Genomic DNA, 13810 nt, shown 5'->3' on the forward strand with positions numbered 1-13810 from the left:
CGACCACCCCGGTGCCGCACGCGGCCGCGCCGTCAGCCGAAGTACATCACCTCGGGCGCCGGCCCGCCGAGGTACGGCCGCCAGTCCGCGAGCCCCGGCCCGTCGGGCGTGCCGGTGGCCGCGAAGGCGGCGAGCGCGCCGCCGAACGCGTGCGCCAGGCGGCGGTCCTCCGCGCCGGTGCGCCCCAGCATCGGGCTGTCGGGGTAGGCGTCGAACGTCCCGAAGAGGAACGGCAGTTCCGCGCAGTGGGTGGCGCCGAGCGTGCCGTCGTCGCCGTCCGGGGCCCGGTCGAAGCGGTAGACGTACGCGGGCGTCCCCTGCGCGGCGCGCCGCTCGGCGATGCCGGTCGCGCCGTCCCGGAACATCCAGCCGGTGGCCGCCTCGGCCAGGAGGTCCACGGGGGACGCGTCCGGCCGCAGGCGTGCCAGGTCGTCGTACGCGACGGCCGCCGCGCCGGAGTCGCCGCAGGCGTCCTCGCGCAGGAGCCGCAGGACGTCGTCCCGGGTGAACGCCCGGGCCTCGGCGTCGAAGGCCAGGAACGCGGTCATCTCGTCCCGTACCGTACCGATCAGCAACCCGGTGGCACCCAGGCCGCCTTCCGCCACGGCCTGTACGGGCGGGACCGGCAGACCGGGGCCGCCGAGCACCGGGTACATGAGCGGGGTGAGGCGGCCCGGGCGGGCGCGGTCCGCCGCCAGCCGGGCGTACGCGGTGAGCAGCCGTTCCACCGGCAGGGCGCGCAACTCCCGCAGGGCCGCGGCCTCGTTGCCAGGTACGGCCGCCTTGTCCGGCAGCCCCAGCAGACGCAGGTAGTCGGCCGTGATTCCGGCCGCCCCGGCCGGGTCCTGAGGCGCCAGACCCCACGGGCCGCTCTGCGCGACGACCCGGTGCGTCAGTGCGCGGGTCTCCGGGGCGACCGCGAGGGACAGGGCCGTGTACGCGCCGGCCGACTGACCGCCGACGGTGATCCGGGCGGGGTCGCCGCCGAAGGCCGCGATGTTCTCGTGCACCCAGCGCAGCGCCGCGGCCTGGTCCTGGAGACCGGTGTTGGCCACGCCCGCTTCGGGCAGGAAGAGCCAGCCGAGCGGCCCGACGCGGTAGTTGGCCGTGACCACCACGAGGTCACCGAGTGCCGCGAGCCGGGCGCCGTCGTACCAGTCCCAGCCGCCGGACCCGCTGGTGAACCCGCCGCCGTGGAACCACACCAGCACGGGCCGTCCCGCGTCCGACGGCTCGGCGGGGCTCCAGACGTTGAGGGTCAGACAGCCGTCCTCGCTCCAGTCGGGCGTACGGGGCCCCATGACCCGCTCCAGCCGGGACGGGCCCTGCGGAACGGCGGGCCCGGGACGTACCGCGTCCCGGACGCCGGTCCAGCCGTCGTGCGGGCACGGCGGCGCGAAGCGCAGCGCGCCGGCCGGCGACGCCGCGTACGGAATGCCGCGGAAGGCGGCCACCGACAGCACGTCCGCCGGAGTGCCGGTCCCGGCGCCCGCCGTCCGCCGCCCCGGGGCAGCCCCGCCCTCCGCCACCGGCTCCGGCACGCCGCGCACCCGCCCCCGCTCCGTCCGCACGTCCCGCCACCACTCGCCAACCGCGGCCATCGGTCACGCCCTTTCCTCCGCATCGGCCCCCGCCCACAGACCGTTCTACGCCACCGACGGCAGACCGCGTACCCGACGCCACCGTGGCCCGCCCCGGACACCGGCGGTCGGCCCCGCCCGCACCATTCCCCTGTGGTACTTGTGTACGGACGGCCCCGGCACCCCGGGGCCGTGGGTGACCGGCCGCATTCCCCGTCCCAGGGAGCCCTTGATGACCGAGCGCAAGCCCCCCGGCGTCAGCTTCGAGACCTGGACCGACCGGCAGATCCGCGAGGCCGCCGAGCGCGGCGAGTTCGCCGGTCTGCCCGGCTTCGGCAAGCCGCTGACCGGCCTCGACGAGCCGTACGACGCCATGTGGTGGGTCAAGGAGAAGATGAGCCGGGAGAATCTCTCCTTCCTGCCGCCGACCCTCGCCCTGCGCAAGGAGGCCGAGGACGCCCGGGAGGCCGCGGTGCGGGCCCCCTCCGAGCGGGCGGTGCGACGCATCGTCGGCGAGATCAACACCAAGATCCAGGAGGCGGTCCGGCAGCCGCCGCCCGGCCCGCCGCTCAACCTGGAGCCGTACGACGTGGAGAGCGTCGTGCGGGAGTGGCGCGAACGGCGCGGGAAGTAGCGGGCCGGAGCAGCCCGCACCGGGGGCGCGGCGCCCTTCCCCGCCCCCGGCCCGGCCGGCTGGGCTACGGCCGCAGTGCCTCCCGTACGCCGTGGCAGGCGTCGATCGCGCGGGTCGTGGCCTGGGTGCACAGGCGGCAGTGCTCGTGACGTCCGGCGTGCGCCCGGCACAGTTCGTTGCTGCGCTCGCAGGCGATCGCGCACGCTTCGAGCTGCGCGGCCAGCAGCCGGGTCCCGCCGCCGCCTTCCCTGAGCAGCAGCCGCAGGGTGGCTCCGACGACGTCGTGGCAGTCCAGGTCGGCACGGGCCGCTTCGCGCATCCGGTCGGCGTCGTCGGAGGCGAGCATGCCCGTCGCGCAGACGAGGACGGCCTTCTCGCACTCGGCGAGGGCGTCGGTGGCCGGGGCCAGCACGTCGGTGCCGAGCCGGGCCTTGGTGGTGATGCTGTCGAGGAGGGTGCGGGTCGGGAGCATGGCGGCCTCCAGGCGCGGTGGTTGCGGGCCGGTCCCGGCGCCGCATCCCGGCGGCCGGAGGGTGGCCCGTGGATGCCCTTCGGGCCGACCGTACCGCTGCCCGGCGCGGCGGGACAGGCGCTTCGGCCGCCCGTCCCGACGGCCGCTCCCCCGGTACGCCCGGTCTGTCCGGTCCGACCGGCTCACCCCGTAACGCGCGATGGGTCCGGCCCCGCCCGCCCCGTCCGCCACGCCCCAAATTGGCATCCAAAACTCCAATTCAGTACGGTGGGACCGTGCGACTGACGAAGAGCACCGACATCGCGCTCCGCATCGCCATGCGGCTGGCGGTCCTCGACGACCGGGGCGACGCGCCGACCACCCGCGAGGTGGCGGGCGCCGTCCAGGTCCCGTACACCCACGCCGCCAAGGTGGTGAGCAGACTCCAGCATCTCGGCGTCGTGGAGGCCCGGCGCGGGCGCAACGGGGGCCTGTCCCTGACCCGGAAGGGCCGTACCGGCTCCCTGGGGAGCCTGGTGCGCGAACTGGAGGGGGTCGGCGACGTGGTGGGGTGCGAGGACGACCCGCCGTGCCCGCTGCGCGGGGGCTGCCGCCTGCGCGGCGCCCTGCGGGCCGCGCAGGAAGCGTTCTTCGCCGCGCTCGATCCGCTGTCCATCGAGGACCTGGTGGGCACCCCGACCGGCCCTCTGCTGCTCAGCCTGACGCCCCGGCCGGAGGGCTGAACGGCCCTACTCGCACCACCACCCCGACTCCTACGCTGGCGGCGAAATACGAATCTGAGATGCAAGTTATTTGCGTCGCAGCGCGCCCACCGACCACCACAACCCCTCAGCACTTCCCGAGAACCGGAGCACCCGATGCTGTCGTCCACGTCCGCCGCAACCGTCCGCGCCACCCTTCCCGCGGTCGGAGCGGCCATCGGTGAGATCACCCCGCTCTTCTACGACAAGATGTTCGCGGCCCGCCCCGAGCTGCTGCGCGACCTGTTCAACCGCGGCAACCAGGCCAACGGCAGCCAGCGTCAGGCGCTCGCCGGCTCCATCGCCACCTTCGCCACGTACCTGGTCGAGCACCCGGACGAGCGCCCCGACGCGATGCTGGCGCGCATCGCGCACAAGCACGCCTCGCTCGGCGTCCGCGCCGACCAGTACCCGATCGTGCACGAGCACCTGTTCGCGGCCATCGTGGAGGTCCTGGGCGAGGCCGTCACCGAGGAGGTCGCGGCGGCCTGGGACGAGGTGTACTGGCTGATGGCGAACGCCCTCATCGCCGCCGAGAAGCGCCTGTACGAGGCGGCGGGCACACCGGACGGGGACGTCTGGCGGGAGTACCGCGTGACCGGCCGGTTCCAGGAGACCGACGACGTGGCCACCTTCGCCGTACAGCCGGCGGACGGCGGCCCGCTCCCGGCGTCCCGGCCCGGCCAGTACGTCTCCGTACAGGTCGAACTCCCCGACGGCGCCCACCAGATACGGCAGTACAGCCTGTCCGGACAGCCGGACGGCGCCCTCCAGTTCTCCGTGAAGCGGGTCACCGGCGACGCGGCCGGCTCGCCCGCCGGCGAGGTCTCCAACCACCTGCACGACCAGGTGCACGGCGGCGAGGTCCTGCGCCTGAGCGCGCCGTTCGGCGATGTGGTGCTCGACGAGGGCGACCGCCCGCTGCTGTTCGCCTCGGCGGGCATCGGCTGCACCCCCATGATCGGCATGCTCTCCCGGCTCGCCGCCGAAAGCTCCACCCGGCGCGTCGTCTCGGTGCACGCCGACCGCTCCCCGTACACCCACGCCTTCCGCGCCGAACTGCGGCAGCTGACGGAGAAGCTGGACAACGCCACGGCGGAGGTCTGGTATGAGCAGCCGGAGGACGGCGGGGACGGCGAGGGCAGCGACGCGCCGGTCACCTTCCACGAGGGCCGGATCGACCTGCGCCGGGTGGACGTCCCGGCCGGCACCGTCGCCTACCTCTGCGGCCCGGTGCCCTTCATGAAGGACGCCCGCACCCAGCTCCTGGAGGCGGGCGTAGCGGCGGCGGACATCCACTACGAGGTGTTCGGGCCGGACCTGGGCCTCTGAGCACGGCGCGCGCCCGGCCCACCGGCCGGGCGCACCGCCGCGCACCCGGACCTCCCACGTTACCCATCCGTAACCTACCGACGGGTTACCAACGGTAAGAAGCGCACCTTACTCTCCAGTCACTTCAGTCCCCCTCCTGGAGCACTTGGAGCAGTAGATGTCGCCCTCACGCCCCACGCTGCGCACCGCCGTCGGTACCGTCTCCGCGGCCGTGCTCGCCACCTCCACCCTCGCGGGCGCCCCGGCCGCGAACTCCGCGGCGCCCTCTCCCACGACCGTCGCCGCCACGCAGCAGCACCTCGCGGCGAAGTTCCCCGACGTGAAGTTCGTCGACATCGAGGGCGACGGCGGCATCATCCTGAAGGCCAACGTCTTCACCCCGGGCGACGCCGTGCCCGGCCGCCGCTATCCGCTGATCGTGCTGCCCACCAGCTGGGGCATGCCGCAGATCGAGTACGTCGTGCAGGCCAAGAAGCTCGCCGACGCCGGGTACGTGGTGGTGGGCTACAACTCGCGCGGTTTCTGGCAGTCCGGCGGGCAGATCGAGACGGCCGGTCCCCCGGACATCGCCGACGCCTCCAAGGTCATCGACTGGGCGCTGGCCCACACCGCGGCCGACCCGGCGAAGGTGGGCATGGGCGGGGTGTCGTACGGCGCCGGGATCAGCCTGCTGACCTCCGCGTTCGACAAGCGCGTCAAGGCGGTCGCGGCGCTGAGCGGCTGGGCCGACCTGATCGACTCGATCTACAGCGGCCGCACCCAGCATCAGCAGGCGGCCGCCCTGCTGGGCGGCGCCGGTGCGCTCACCGGGCGCCCCAGCCCGGAGCTGAAGACCATCCTCAAGGACTTCCTGGCCTCCGACCTGGCCAAGGAAGGCGACATGCTCAAGTGGGGCGCCAAGCGGTCCCCGGTCACCTACCTCGACCGGATCAACGCCAACGGCGCGGCGATCATGCTGGGCAACGCCTGGGGCGACTCGCTCTTCCCGCCCAACCAGTACGCCGACTTCTACGAGAAGCTGAAGGGGCCCAAGCGGCTGGAGTTCCGGCCCGGCGACCACGCCACCGCCGAGGGCCTGGGTCTGCTCGGGCTGCCGAACGACACCTGGGACCACACCAAGCGCTGGTTCGACCACTACCTCAAGGGCGCCGACAACGGCGTCGACCGCGAGGCACCCGTACAGCTGAAGTCCCGCTCCACCGGCGCCTACGAGGGGTACAAGAGCTGGAAGGACGTGCCTTCCGGGAACCGGAAGATCGCGCTGAACGGCACGCAGCAGATCCGCACCGACCGCGACTCCGGTGCCAACGGCGGCACGGTCTTCCTCTCCAGCCTGCTGGACCAGTTCTTCCGGCTGCCGCCGATGGCCTCGATCCCGCTGCTGCCGCGCTCGGCCGCCGCCGTGTGGCAGTCCGAGCGGTACACCTCCGCGCAGCACGTCCGCGGTACGGCGAAGCTGCACACCACCGTCACCAGCACCGCCGGGAGCGGCACCGGCATCGCCTACCTGTACGACGTGGGGCCGCTCGGCGTCGGCAAGCTGGTCTCGCACGCGCCGTTCACCTTCCACGACAAGGCGCCGGGCCAGCCGTTCGGCGTGGACCTGGAGCTGTTCTCGACGGCGTACGACGTCCCGGCGGGGCACCGGCTGGCGGTGGTCGTGGACTCCGTCGACCCGCTCTACATCGAGCACAACCCGACCGGCGCGAAGCTGGCCTTCTCCTCCCCGGCGGACGATCCGTCCTGGGTGTCGGTGCCGGTACGCGACTGAGTGCCCGCGGGCGGGGCGCTCCGGCGCGGCCGCCGGCTGCTTCAGCCTGCCGATCGTCTCCGGCACCTGGTGTTCCTGGCCCGGTCCGACACCGAGAACGGCACCGGCATCACGCCGCTCGCCGCCACCGACGTCGTCCCGCTCGGCCGCTACTCCCAGCAGGCCGAGAAGCTCACCGATCTGCCGGACGGCGCGCGGATCGCCCACCCCGACGACCCGGCCAACGAGGACCGCACGTGCGGCTGTTCGAAGGCCGGGCTGATCACGCTGAAGCCCGGCACCGGCCTGTACGCCACCGCCGACGACATCGCCGGCAGCCCCCGGCACCTGAAGTTCACCCCGGTCCACGCCCAGCAGACGCCCCGGCTGCTCAAGGACGTGGACACCTCCGTCATCAACGACGGCGTGGCCACACTGGCGCGCGGCAAGGCGGACACGACGCCGTCGGCCTGCCGATGACGGTGATCGCCGCCTTCGGCGTGGCCCGGATCGTGGAGAGCAACCTGCTCGCCGTGGAACCGGGCGTCGTCGAGGCGGCCCGCGCGATGGGCACCCGGCCGGTGCCCATCCTGGTGGCGGTACTGGTCCCCGAGGCGCTCGGGCCGCTGATCCTCGGTCCGACGTTCGTGCTGGGCCGGCCGGGCCTACCGCTGCTGCTGCGCCCCCGGCAGCAGCGTCCCCGGCTCCGGCGCGTTGACGTCCACCGCCTCCGTCTTCAGACTCCTGCGCTGCCGCTTCGCGACCCGGTAGGCGCACCACGACAGCAGCATGCACATGCCGATGTAGATCGGCGAGATGATCAGGACGACCGGGATGAACGGCAGGTCGTAGTCGAGGTTGGAGGCGATCAGCTTGCCGGCGTGCAGGAACTCCTCGTAGGTGATCAGGAAGCCGAGCGAGGTGTCCTTCAGGGCGACGACGAGCTGGCTGATGATCGTGGGCAGCATGGCCCGGACCGCCTGCGGCACCAGGACGTACGTCATGACCTGCGTCTTGCGCATGCCGAGCGCGTACGCGGCCTCCCGCTGCCCCCGGTCGACGGAGTGCACCCCGGCGCGGAACACCTCGGCCAGCACCGAGCCGTTGTACAGCGTCAGCCCCGCGATCAGCGCGTACAGCGGCTCGGCCTTCAGCGCCACGTACACGAAGAAGATCATGACCAGCACGGGCATCGCCCGGAAGAACTCGACCAGCAGCGTGCTCACCCACCGGACCGGCGCATGGTCGGACAGCCGTCCCGCGGCGAGCACCGCGCCCAGCGCGAGCGACAGCACGGCGGCGCACGCGAACGCTTTGAGCGTGTTGCCCAGCCCTTCGAGCAGCAGCTTCTGGATGCCCACGTACGCGAACGGCGTCCACTTGCGGGCACTGAACTGGCCGGTGTCGATCAGCAGGTACACGGCCCAGGCGAGAACGGCGAGGATCACCACCGTCGCCACCACCCCGTACAGCAGGTGCCGGCGCTTGGTGCGCGGTCCGGGGACGTCGTAGAGGGCGGTGGTGGCGGTCATCGGGGAACCCCCCAGCGCTTTTCCAGCACGTTGAACAGCGCGCTGATGGTCAGGGTCACGATCAGATAGCCGACGGCGATCCAGACGAAGGTCCAGATGATGCTGTAGCCCAGCTCGTTGAGCGTCTTGTAGGTGCCGAGGAGTTCGACGACGCTGAAGGAGCCGGCGATCGCGGAGTTCTTCGCGAGCGCGATGAGCGTGGAGCCGACGGGCGGGATGACGGTACGGAACGCCTGCGGCAGCACCACGTCGCCGAGGGTCTGCGAGAAGGTCATGCCGAGGCTTCGGGCGGCCTCCCCCTGCCCGACCGGGACGGTGTTGATGCCGGAGCGCACCGCCTCGCAGATGAAGGCGGAGGTGTAGCAGCCCAGCGCGAGGATCGCGAAGATCTTGAAGGGCAGGACGACCCCGAAGCGCGGCAGGCCGAGCAGCACCGCGAAGAACAGCAGCGTCAGCGGCGTGTTGCGCAGCACCGTCACCCACACGGTGCCGAACACCCGCAGCGAACCGACCGGTGCCACCCGGAAGGCCGCCATCAGCACCCCGACGACCAGCGCGAGCAGCGAGGCGAAGACGGTCAGTTCGACGGTGCCGAGCAGCCCCTCCCCGTAGAGGGAGAAGTTGTCCGTGAGCACGTTCATGGGCGGTCCTCGTCCTCAGCTCGCCGGGTAGCGGTCGATGGCGGGCGGCTGCGGAGCGGGGACGCCGGACAGGCCCAGCGTCGCGTCGTACGCCTTCTTCCAGTCACCGTTCTTCTCGTGGGCGGCGAGCGCGTCGTCCAGCGCGAGGCGCAGCGCGGTGTCCCCGCGCGGCACGCCGATGCCGTACGGCTCCTCGGAGAACGGCTTGCCGGCCAGCTTCAGCTCGTCGGGCACCTTCGCGGCGTAGCCCATGAGGATCGCGTCGTCGGTCGTGACGGCGTCGACCTGGTAGGTGAGCAGGTTGTCCACACACACCGAGTACGTGTCGTAGGCGACCAGGTCGGCCCGGGGATAGTCGGCCTTGATGCGCTGGTACGGCGTGGAACCGGCCGCCGAGCAGACCTTCCTGCCCGTCAGGTCCCGCGGCCCGTCGATGCCCTTCTGGTCCTTGCGCACCAGCAGGCCCTGGCCCGCCATGTAGTACGGGCCGGCGAAGCCCACCTGCTGCTTGCGCTTGGCGTTGATGGTGTAGGTGCCGACGTAGTAGTCGATCTGGCCGTTCTGCAGGGCGGTCTCGCGGTTGGCGGAGGCGATGGTGCGGAACTCGACCGTCTTCGGGTCGAAGCCGAGGGAGGCGGACATCATCTTCGCGATCTCGACGTCGAATCCGGTGTACGTCCCGGAGGCCGGGTCGCGCTCGCCCATGTACGGCTGGTCCTCCTTGGCGCCGACGACCAGCCGGCCGCGGCTCTCGGCCTTGCGCCAGGTCGCGGAGGCGGGCAGCCGGAAGCCCTCGGCGGTCGCGTAGCGGGGCAGTTCGCTGCCCTTGGGGCCCTTGACCGGCGGGCTGCCGGACCGGCCGCAGCCGGCGGCCAGCAGCGCGGCCGCGGTCAGCGCGAGCGCCACGAGGGCGGTGCGGGTCTGGTGCATGGCGGCGCCCCCGGTCAGTGCTTGAGGATCTTGGACAGGAAGTCCTTGGCGCGGTCGCTCTCCGGCGCGGTGAAGAACTCCTCCGGCGTGCGGTCCTCGACGATCCGGCCGTCGGCCATGAAGACCACCCGATGGGCGGCGGAGCGCGCGAAACCCATCTCATGGGTGACGACGACCATCGTCATGCCCTCCTGCGCCAGCTGCTGCATGACCTCCAGCACCTCATTGATCATCTCCGGGTCGAGGGCGGAGGTCGGCTCGTCGAAGAGCAGCGCCTGCGGCTCCATGGCCAGCGCGCGGGCGATCGCCACGCGCTGCTGCTGGCCGCCGGACAGCTGCGCCGGGTACTTGTCGGCGTGCGCGGCCAGGCCCACCCGGTCCAGGAGTTGGCGGGCCCGCCGCTCGGCCTCGTCCTTCTTGCGCTTGCGGACCTTGACCGGCGCGAGCATCACGTTGGCCAGCACGCTCTTGTGCGCGAACAGGTTGAAGGACTGGAAGACCATGCCGACTTCGGCGCGCAGTCCGGCCAGTTCACGTCCCTCCTCGGGGAGCGGGCGGCCGTCCAGGGTGATGGTGCCGGACTCGACCGGTTCGAGGCGGTTGATGGTCCGGCACAGGGTGGACTTGCCGGACCCGGAGGGCCCGATGACGACCACCACCTCGCCGCGGCCGACGGTGAGGTCGATGTCCTGGAGGACATGCAGTTTTCCGTAGTGCTTGTTGACCCCGCGCAGCTCGATCAGCGCATCACCGGCCATGTGCAGCCCGCTCACTCTCATCCGTACCGCCAGGACACCGCAAGACCCCGCAAACTACCCGCCCGGAAGCAGCCCTTTCCCCCTGACACGCTCGAATACCGCAATAACCCCTGATTACCGGTAAAAGCGCCCACGCGCGCCCGGCACCGCCCAGTCGGCCGGACCGCGTCGCGCCGCCGGCCCGTCCCGCTCCGCGGGCGGCTGCCCGACGCTTCTCCCCTAGGTACACAGTGCCCGCCTGCGTACCTAGCCTGTGGGGCATGGGTGACAACCGACCCGTCTTCCAGCGCATCGCCGACGACCTCCGCCGCCAGATCGACGACGGGGCCCTGCCCGTCGGCGCGCGGATTCCGTCCCGGTCCGAGCTCAAGCGGGCGTACGAGGCCAGTGACCAGACGGTCGACCGCGCGGTCCGCGTACTGAAGGCCGCCGGCTACGCGGAAGGCCAGTTCGGGCGCGGCGTGTTCGTCGCCGACCGGGCGCCGATCGGTACGCTGCTGCGCTCCACGGGCGCCGTGGACTCCCCGTTCGCCGCCCGGATCGCCCTGGAGGGCTCACCCGAGGGCACGCCGCTGACCTGGGAGGTGTCCTCGACGACGGACGCCGCGTCCGACCGGGTCGCGCGACGGCTGTGCATCGTGCCGGGCACCGGCGTCGTCCGGTCGGTGTACGAATACCTGGCCAACCGGCAGCCCGTGCAACTCGCCACGAGCTGGGAGCCGCTCGCCATCACCGAGGGCACGGACGTCGTCTTCCCGGAATGCGGGCCCTACGCCCGGCGCGGGGTACGGGGGCGCATGGCCGCCATCGGGATCCGGGTGGTGCGCGCCGAGGAGCGCGTGGGCTCGCGGCCCGCTTCCAGCGCCGAGGCGGAGGCGCTGGGCTGCTCCCCCGGGCAGTGTGTGACCGCCGTGGAACGCACCCACTACGACGCGGACGGCCGGGCCGTCGAGACCTCGGACATCGTCGTACGGGCCGACCGGTGGCGCCTCGCGTACGACATCGGATTCGTCTGACCGGACCGCCGCCCCCGCACGCGGCGGTCAGCTCTCGGCGGCCTCCGCGTACAGCTGGCACAGCTCGGGCGCGCCGTTGGCCGCCCAGTCCCGGCCCGCCGTCACCACGTCGACCTCCCGGCCGGAGGCCAGCCGTACCACCGGCTCACCACCGGGCCACACCTTCCAGGCCGCGCCCGGCACCGTCCGTACCAGCACCGTACCCAGGTAGCAGCCCGCGTCGTTGCCGAGCCAGGTCACCACCTCGGGGTCGTCGCGCCACGCGGGACGCAGCTGGTCCAGCGCCTCCAACGAGTGCACCGAGTCGTCCAGTTCCACGCCCTCGGTCTGGGCCTGGGCACGCAGCAGCTCGCACTCCGCCAGGAGCATCGCCGCGCCTTCGGGGTCGTCCACGACAGCAGGGCCCGCTTCCGGCCGCTTGCGCCACTTGTCCAGGAAAGACAGGTTCATGGGCGTAGCGTCCCACCCGGGCCGGGACGGTGGCCACAGGCGCGCGGCAGGCCGGTGGCCGGATCGCCGGCCCGGCGACCGGTTCCGGCCGGTCCCGTGCTCGTCGCCGGTACCCGCGGAAGGAATGCCCGTATGCGCGTACGACTGTGGGGCGGGGCACTCGCCCCGGCCCTCTCCCTCGCCCTGAGCACCACGGCCGCCCCGGCGGCACCGCGCCAACGGCCCGCCGAGCCGGTGCCGTTGGAGCGGCTCTTCGACAACAGGGCCGTCAGCGAGCCGTCCGCCCCCGCCTCGGCGGACTTCGACGGCGCGGGCCGTTCCCTGTCCGCGCGGGACCTCGCCGCGGCGGGCTGGACACCGGGCCGGGTGCTGACCCTCGACGCGGCCCGGCTGCGGTGGCCGCGCACCGCCGCGGGCCGCCCGGACAACGTACGGGCGGACGGCCAGACGGTACGGCTGCGCGGGCGCGGCGACGCGCTGTCGCTGCTGGTGGCCGCGACGGGCGGGACGGCGACCGGCAGCGGCACGGTCCACTACCGGGACGGGTCGCGCAGCACATACCGGCTGAGCGCCCCGGACTGGCGTACGGGCCCGTCGGCCACCAAGGCGGTGACGCTGCCGCACATCAACACGCCCGGCGGCCAACGGGCCGAACGGGCACGGCTGTACGCGGTGAGCGTGCCGGTGGCGCGCGGGCGTGAGGTGGCCGCCGTCGCGCTGCCCCGGGACCCGGGTCCCGCTGCGGACCTGCACGTGTTCGCGATGGCGGTGCGCGACAACGGCGCGGGGTGGACGGGCAGTTGGGGAGCGAGCACGGGCGGGTACGCGAAGGCCGGGCCGTGGGGCGGCCGGACGCTGCGGCTGGTCGTGCACAGCGGCGCGGGCGGGCCGCGGGTACGGGTCCGGCTGGCGAACACCTTCGCGGCGGCGCCGGTCACCTTCGGGGCGGCGAGCCTGGCCGTACAGGGCGCGGACGGCGGCGCGGGAGCCGTCGGCGTCCCCGTACCGCTGACGTTCGGCGGACAGCGCGGCGTACGGGTCCCGGCCGGCGCCGAGGCGTACAGCGATCCGCTCCGCCACACCGTGCCCGCGGGCCGAAACCTGCTGGTCAGCCTGTACCTGCCGGGCCCGGTCAGCGCGGCGCCGACGCACGGCCGGTCCGAGCAGATCTCGTACGTGAGCGCGCCGGGCAGCGGCGACCGTACGGGTGACCGCGGCGCCGCGGCGTACCCCGGCACGCTGACCGGCTGGCCGTTCCTGACCGGGGTGGAGGTCGCGGGCGGTCCGGGCACGGTCGTGGCGCTCGGGGACTCCATCACCGACGGCCAGGGCTCGACGGCGGGCGCCAACCGGCGCTGGCCGGACGTACTGGCCCGCCGTTTCCGCACCCAGCACGCGCTCCCGCGCTACGGCGTGCTCAACAGCGGCATCTCGGGGAACCGGGTCGTCACCGACCGCTATCCGGGTGACGGCGTCAGCACCGACGTCAGCGGAGTCAGCGCACAGCACCGGCTGGAACGGGACGTGCTGGCGCGGCCCTCGGTCCGTACGGTCGTGCTCTTCGAGGGCGTCAACGACCTACGCACCGGCACTCCGGCGCACGAGGTCGTGGCGGGCCTGCGGGCCCTCGCCCGGCGCGCGCACGAGCACGGGCTGCGGGTGGTGGCCGCGACCATCGCGCCGTGCGCGGGCTTCCCGGACTGCACGGCGGCGGTCGAGACACGGCGCACCGCCGTGAACGCCGTCCTCCGGGCACGCGGCGCGGACTTCGACGCCGTACTGGACTTCGACGCGGTGCTCCGGGACCCGGCACACCCGCAGCGGCTGCTGCCCGCGTACGACAGCGGCGACCACCTGCACCCCGGCGACGCGGGGCTGCGGGCGCTCGGGGAGTCGGTGGACCTGCGGGCCCTCGTGCCCGGCACGCCGTGACCCGGCACCGGACACCCGCATACCGCGACACCCGGGTACCCGC

At 73.2% G+C, this 13810-nt stretch carries 14 protein-coding genes; 7 read left to right on the forward strand and 7 right to left on the reverse strand.

Going from position 1 to position 13810, the window contains the following annotated elements:
• Window positions 1-32 precede the first annotated feature (32 nt).
• Window positions 33-1601 carry a carboxylesterase/lipase family protein gene (locus tag OEIGOIKO_RS06900; RefSeq protein ID WP_125052847.1) on the reverse strand — a complete coding sequence of 523 codons (1569 nt, stop codon included), beginning with the start codon at window positions 1599-1601 and terminating at the stop codon, window positions 33-35.
• Between the two features lie 211 nt (window positions 1602-1812).
• On the opposite strand from OEIGOIKO_RS06900, the gene OEIGOIKO_RS06905 reads away from it, so the two are divergent.
• Window positions 1813-2214, forward strand: coding sequence for a DnaJ family domain-containing protein (locus OEIGOIKO_RS06905; protein WP_125052850.1), 402 nt, complete (start codon window positions 1813-1815; stop codon window positions 2212-2214).
• 64 nt (window positions 2215-2278) lie between these two features.
• Here the strand turns inward: OEIGOIKO_RS06905 and OEIGOIKO_RS06910 are convergent, their stop codons facing one another.
• The gene (locus OEIGOIKO_RS06910; RefSeq protein ID WP_125052853.1) at window positions 2279-2686 is read right to left on the reverse strand and encodes a hypothetical protein; all 408 of its coding nucleotides are present in this window, start codon (window positions 2684-2686) and stop codon (window positions 2279-2281) included.
• A 275-nt stretch (window positions 2687-2961) separates the two neighbouring features.
• Between OEIGOIKO_RS06910 and OEIGOIKO_RS06915 the strand changes: the two genes are divergently transcribed.
• The 4 genes from OEIGOIKO_RS06915 (at window position 2962) to OEIGOIKO_RS06930 (ending at window position 6988) form a co-directional block, all read left to right on the forward strand.
• On the forward strand, window positions 2962-3408 hold the full coding sequence (locus tag OEIGOIKO_RS06915; RefSeq protein ID WP_125052856.1) for an RrF2 family transcriptional regulator: 447 nt from the start codon (window positions 2962-2964) through the stop codon (window positions 3406-3408).
• A 135-nt stretch (window positions 3409-3543) separates the two neighbouring features.
• The gene (locus OEIGOIKO_RS06920) at window positions 3544-4758 is read left to right on the forward strand and encodes a globin domain-containing protein (protein ID WP_125052859.1); all 1215 of its coding nucleotides are present in this window, start codon (window positions 3544-3546) and stop codon (window positions 4756-4758) included.
• A 157-nt stretch (window positions 4759-4915) separates the two neighbouring features.
• Window positions 4916-6529: an alpha/beta fold hydrolase gene (locus tag OEIGOIKO_RS06925; RefSeq protein ID WP_125052862.1), complete on the forward strand. Its 1614-nt coding sequence runs from the start codon at window positions 4916-4918 to the stop codon at window positions 6527-6529.
• Between the two features lie 69 nt (window positions 6530-6598).
• Window positions 6599-6988 (forward strand): MetQ/NlpA family ABC transporter substrate-binding protein, encoded by a 390-nt coding sequence (locus OEIGOIKO_RS06930; protein WP_170251578.1) that lies wholly within the window; start codon window positions 6599-6601, stop codon window positions 6986-6988.
• A gap of 185 nt (window positions 6989-7173) precedes the next feature.
• Here OEIGOIKO_RS06930 and OEIGOIKO_RS06940 read toward each other — a convergent pair whose 3' ends face one another.
• The 4 genes from OEIGOIKO_RS06940 to OEIGOIKO_RS06955 are packed head-to-tail and all read right to left on the reverse strand — an operon-like array spanning window position 7174 to window position 10369.
• A complete protein-coding gene (locus OEIGOIKO_RS06940) occupies window positions 7174-8040 on the reverse strand; it encodes an amino acid ABC transporter permease (RefSeq protein WP_125052868.1) in 867 nt (288 codons plus the stop codon).
• Window positions 8037-8681: an amino acid ABC transporter permease gene (locus OEIGOIKO_RS06945; RefSeq protein WP_125052871.1), complete on the reverse strand. Its 645-nt coding sequence runs from the start codon at window positions 8679-8681 to the stop codon at window positions 8037-8039. Before OEIGOIKO_RS06945 ends, OEIGOIKO_RS06940 begins: the two co-directional genes overlap by 4 nt.
• 15 nt (window positions 8682-8696) lie before the next feature.
• A complete protein-coding gene (locus tag OEIGOIKO_RS06950) occupies window positions 8697-9611 on the reverse strand; it encodes a glutamate ABC transporter substrate-binding protein (RefSeq protein ID WP_125052874.1) in 915 nt (304 codons plus the stop codon).
• A gap of 14 nt (window positions 9612-9625) precedes the next feature.
• A complete protein-coding gene (locus tag OEIGOIKO_RS06955; protein WP_125058525.1) occupies window positions 9626-10369 on the reverse strand; it encodes an amino acid ABC transporter ATP-binding protein in 744 nt (247 codons plus the stop codon).
• Window positions 10370-10629: 260 nt separating this feature from the next.
• On the opposite strand from OEIGOIKO_RS06955, the gene OEIGOIKO_RS06960 reads away from it, so the two are divergent.
• Window positions 10630-11385, forward strand: coding sequence for a GntR family transcriptional regulator (locus OEIGOIKO_RS06960; RefSeq protein ID WP_125052877.1), 756 nt, complete (start codon window positions 10630-10632; stop codon window positions 11383-11385).
• Between the two features lie 27 nt (window positions 11386-11412).
• On the opposite strand, the gene OEIGOIKO_RS06965 is transcribed toward OEIGOIKO_RS06960, so the two are convergent.
• Entirely contained in the window at window positions 11413-11835 is a 423-nt protein-coding gene (locus OEIGOIKO_RS06965; protein ID WP_125044210.1) for a DUF6278 family protein, read from the reverse strand.
• A gap of 132 nt (window positions 11836-11967) precedes the next feature.
• Between OEIGOIKO_RS06965 and OEIGOIKO_RS06970 the strand changes: the two genes are divergently transcribed.
• Window positions 11968-13767: an SGNH/GDSL hydrolase family protein gene (locus OEIGOIKO_RS06970; RefSeq protein WP_125052880.1), complete on the forward strand. Its 1800-nt coding sequence runs from the start codon at window positions 11968-11970 to the stop codon at window positions 13765-13767.
• Window positions 13768-13810 lie beyond the last annotated feature (43 nt).

The organism is Streptomyces paromomycinus (assembly GCF_003865155.1).
GTDB lineage: Bacteria > Actinomycetota > Actinomycetes > Streptomycetales > Streptomycetaceae > Streptomyces > Streptomyces chrestomyceticus.

Excerpts from the sequence above, each read along its gene's own strand:
- OEIGOIKO_RS06900 (WP_125052847.1), bottom strand. The coding sequence starts at position 1,601 with ATGGCCGCGGTTGGCGAGTGGTGGCGGGACGTGCGGACGGAGCGGGGG.
- OEIGOIKO_RS06905 (WP_125052850.1), top strand. The coding sequence starts at position 1,813 with ATGACCGAGCGCAAGCCCCCCGGCGTCAGCTTCGAGACCTGGACCGAC.
- OEIGOIKO_RS06910 (WP_125052853.1), bottom strand. The coding sequence starts at position 2,686 with ATGCTCCCGACCCGCACCCTCCTCGACAGCATCACCACCAAGGCCCGG.
- OEIGOIKO_RS06920 (WP_125052859.1), top strand. The coding sequence starts at position 3,544 with ATGCTGTCGTCCACGTCCGCCGCAACCGTCCGCGCCACCCTTCCCGCG.
- OEIGOIKO_RS06925 (WP_125052862.1), top strand. The coding sequence starts at position 4,916 with ATGTCGCCCTCACGCCCCACGCTGCGCACCGCCGTCGGTACCGTCTCC.
- OEIGOIKO_RS06940 (WP_125052868.1), bottom strand. The coding sequence starts at position 8,040 with ATGACCGCCACCACCGCCCTCTACGACGTCCCCGGACCGCGCACCAAG.
- OEIGOIKO_RS06945 (WP_125052871.1), bottom strand. The coding sequence starts at position 8,681 with ATGAACGTGCTCACGGACAACTTCTCCCTCTACGGGGAGGGGCTGCTC.
- OEIGOIKO_RS06950 (WP_125052874.1), bottom strand. The coding sequence starts at position 9,611 with ATGCACCAGACCCGCACCGCCCTCGTGGCGCTCGCGCTGACCGCGGCC.
- OEIGOIKO_RS06955 (WP_125058525.1), bottom strand. The coding sequence starts at position 10,369 with ATGGCCGGTGATGCGCTGATCGAGCTGCGCGGGGTCAACAAGCACTAC.
- OEIGOIKO_RS06960 (WP_125052877.1), top strand. The coding sequence starts at position 10,630 with ATGGGTGACAACCGACCCGTCTTCCAGCGCATCGCCGACGACCTCCGC.
- OEIGOIKO_RS06965 (WP_125044210.1), bottom strand. The coding sequence starts at position 11,835 with ATGAACCTGTCTTTCCTGGACAAGTGGCGCAAGCGGCCGGAAGCGGGC.
- OEIGOIKO_RS06970 (WP_125052880.1), top strand. The coding sequence starts at position 11,968 with ATGCGCGTACGACTGTGGGGCGGGGCACTCGCCCCGGCCCTCTCCCTC.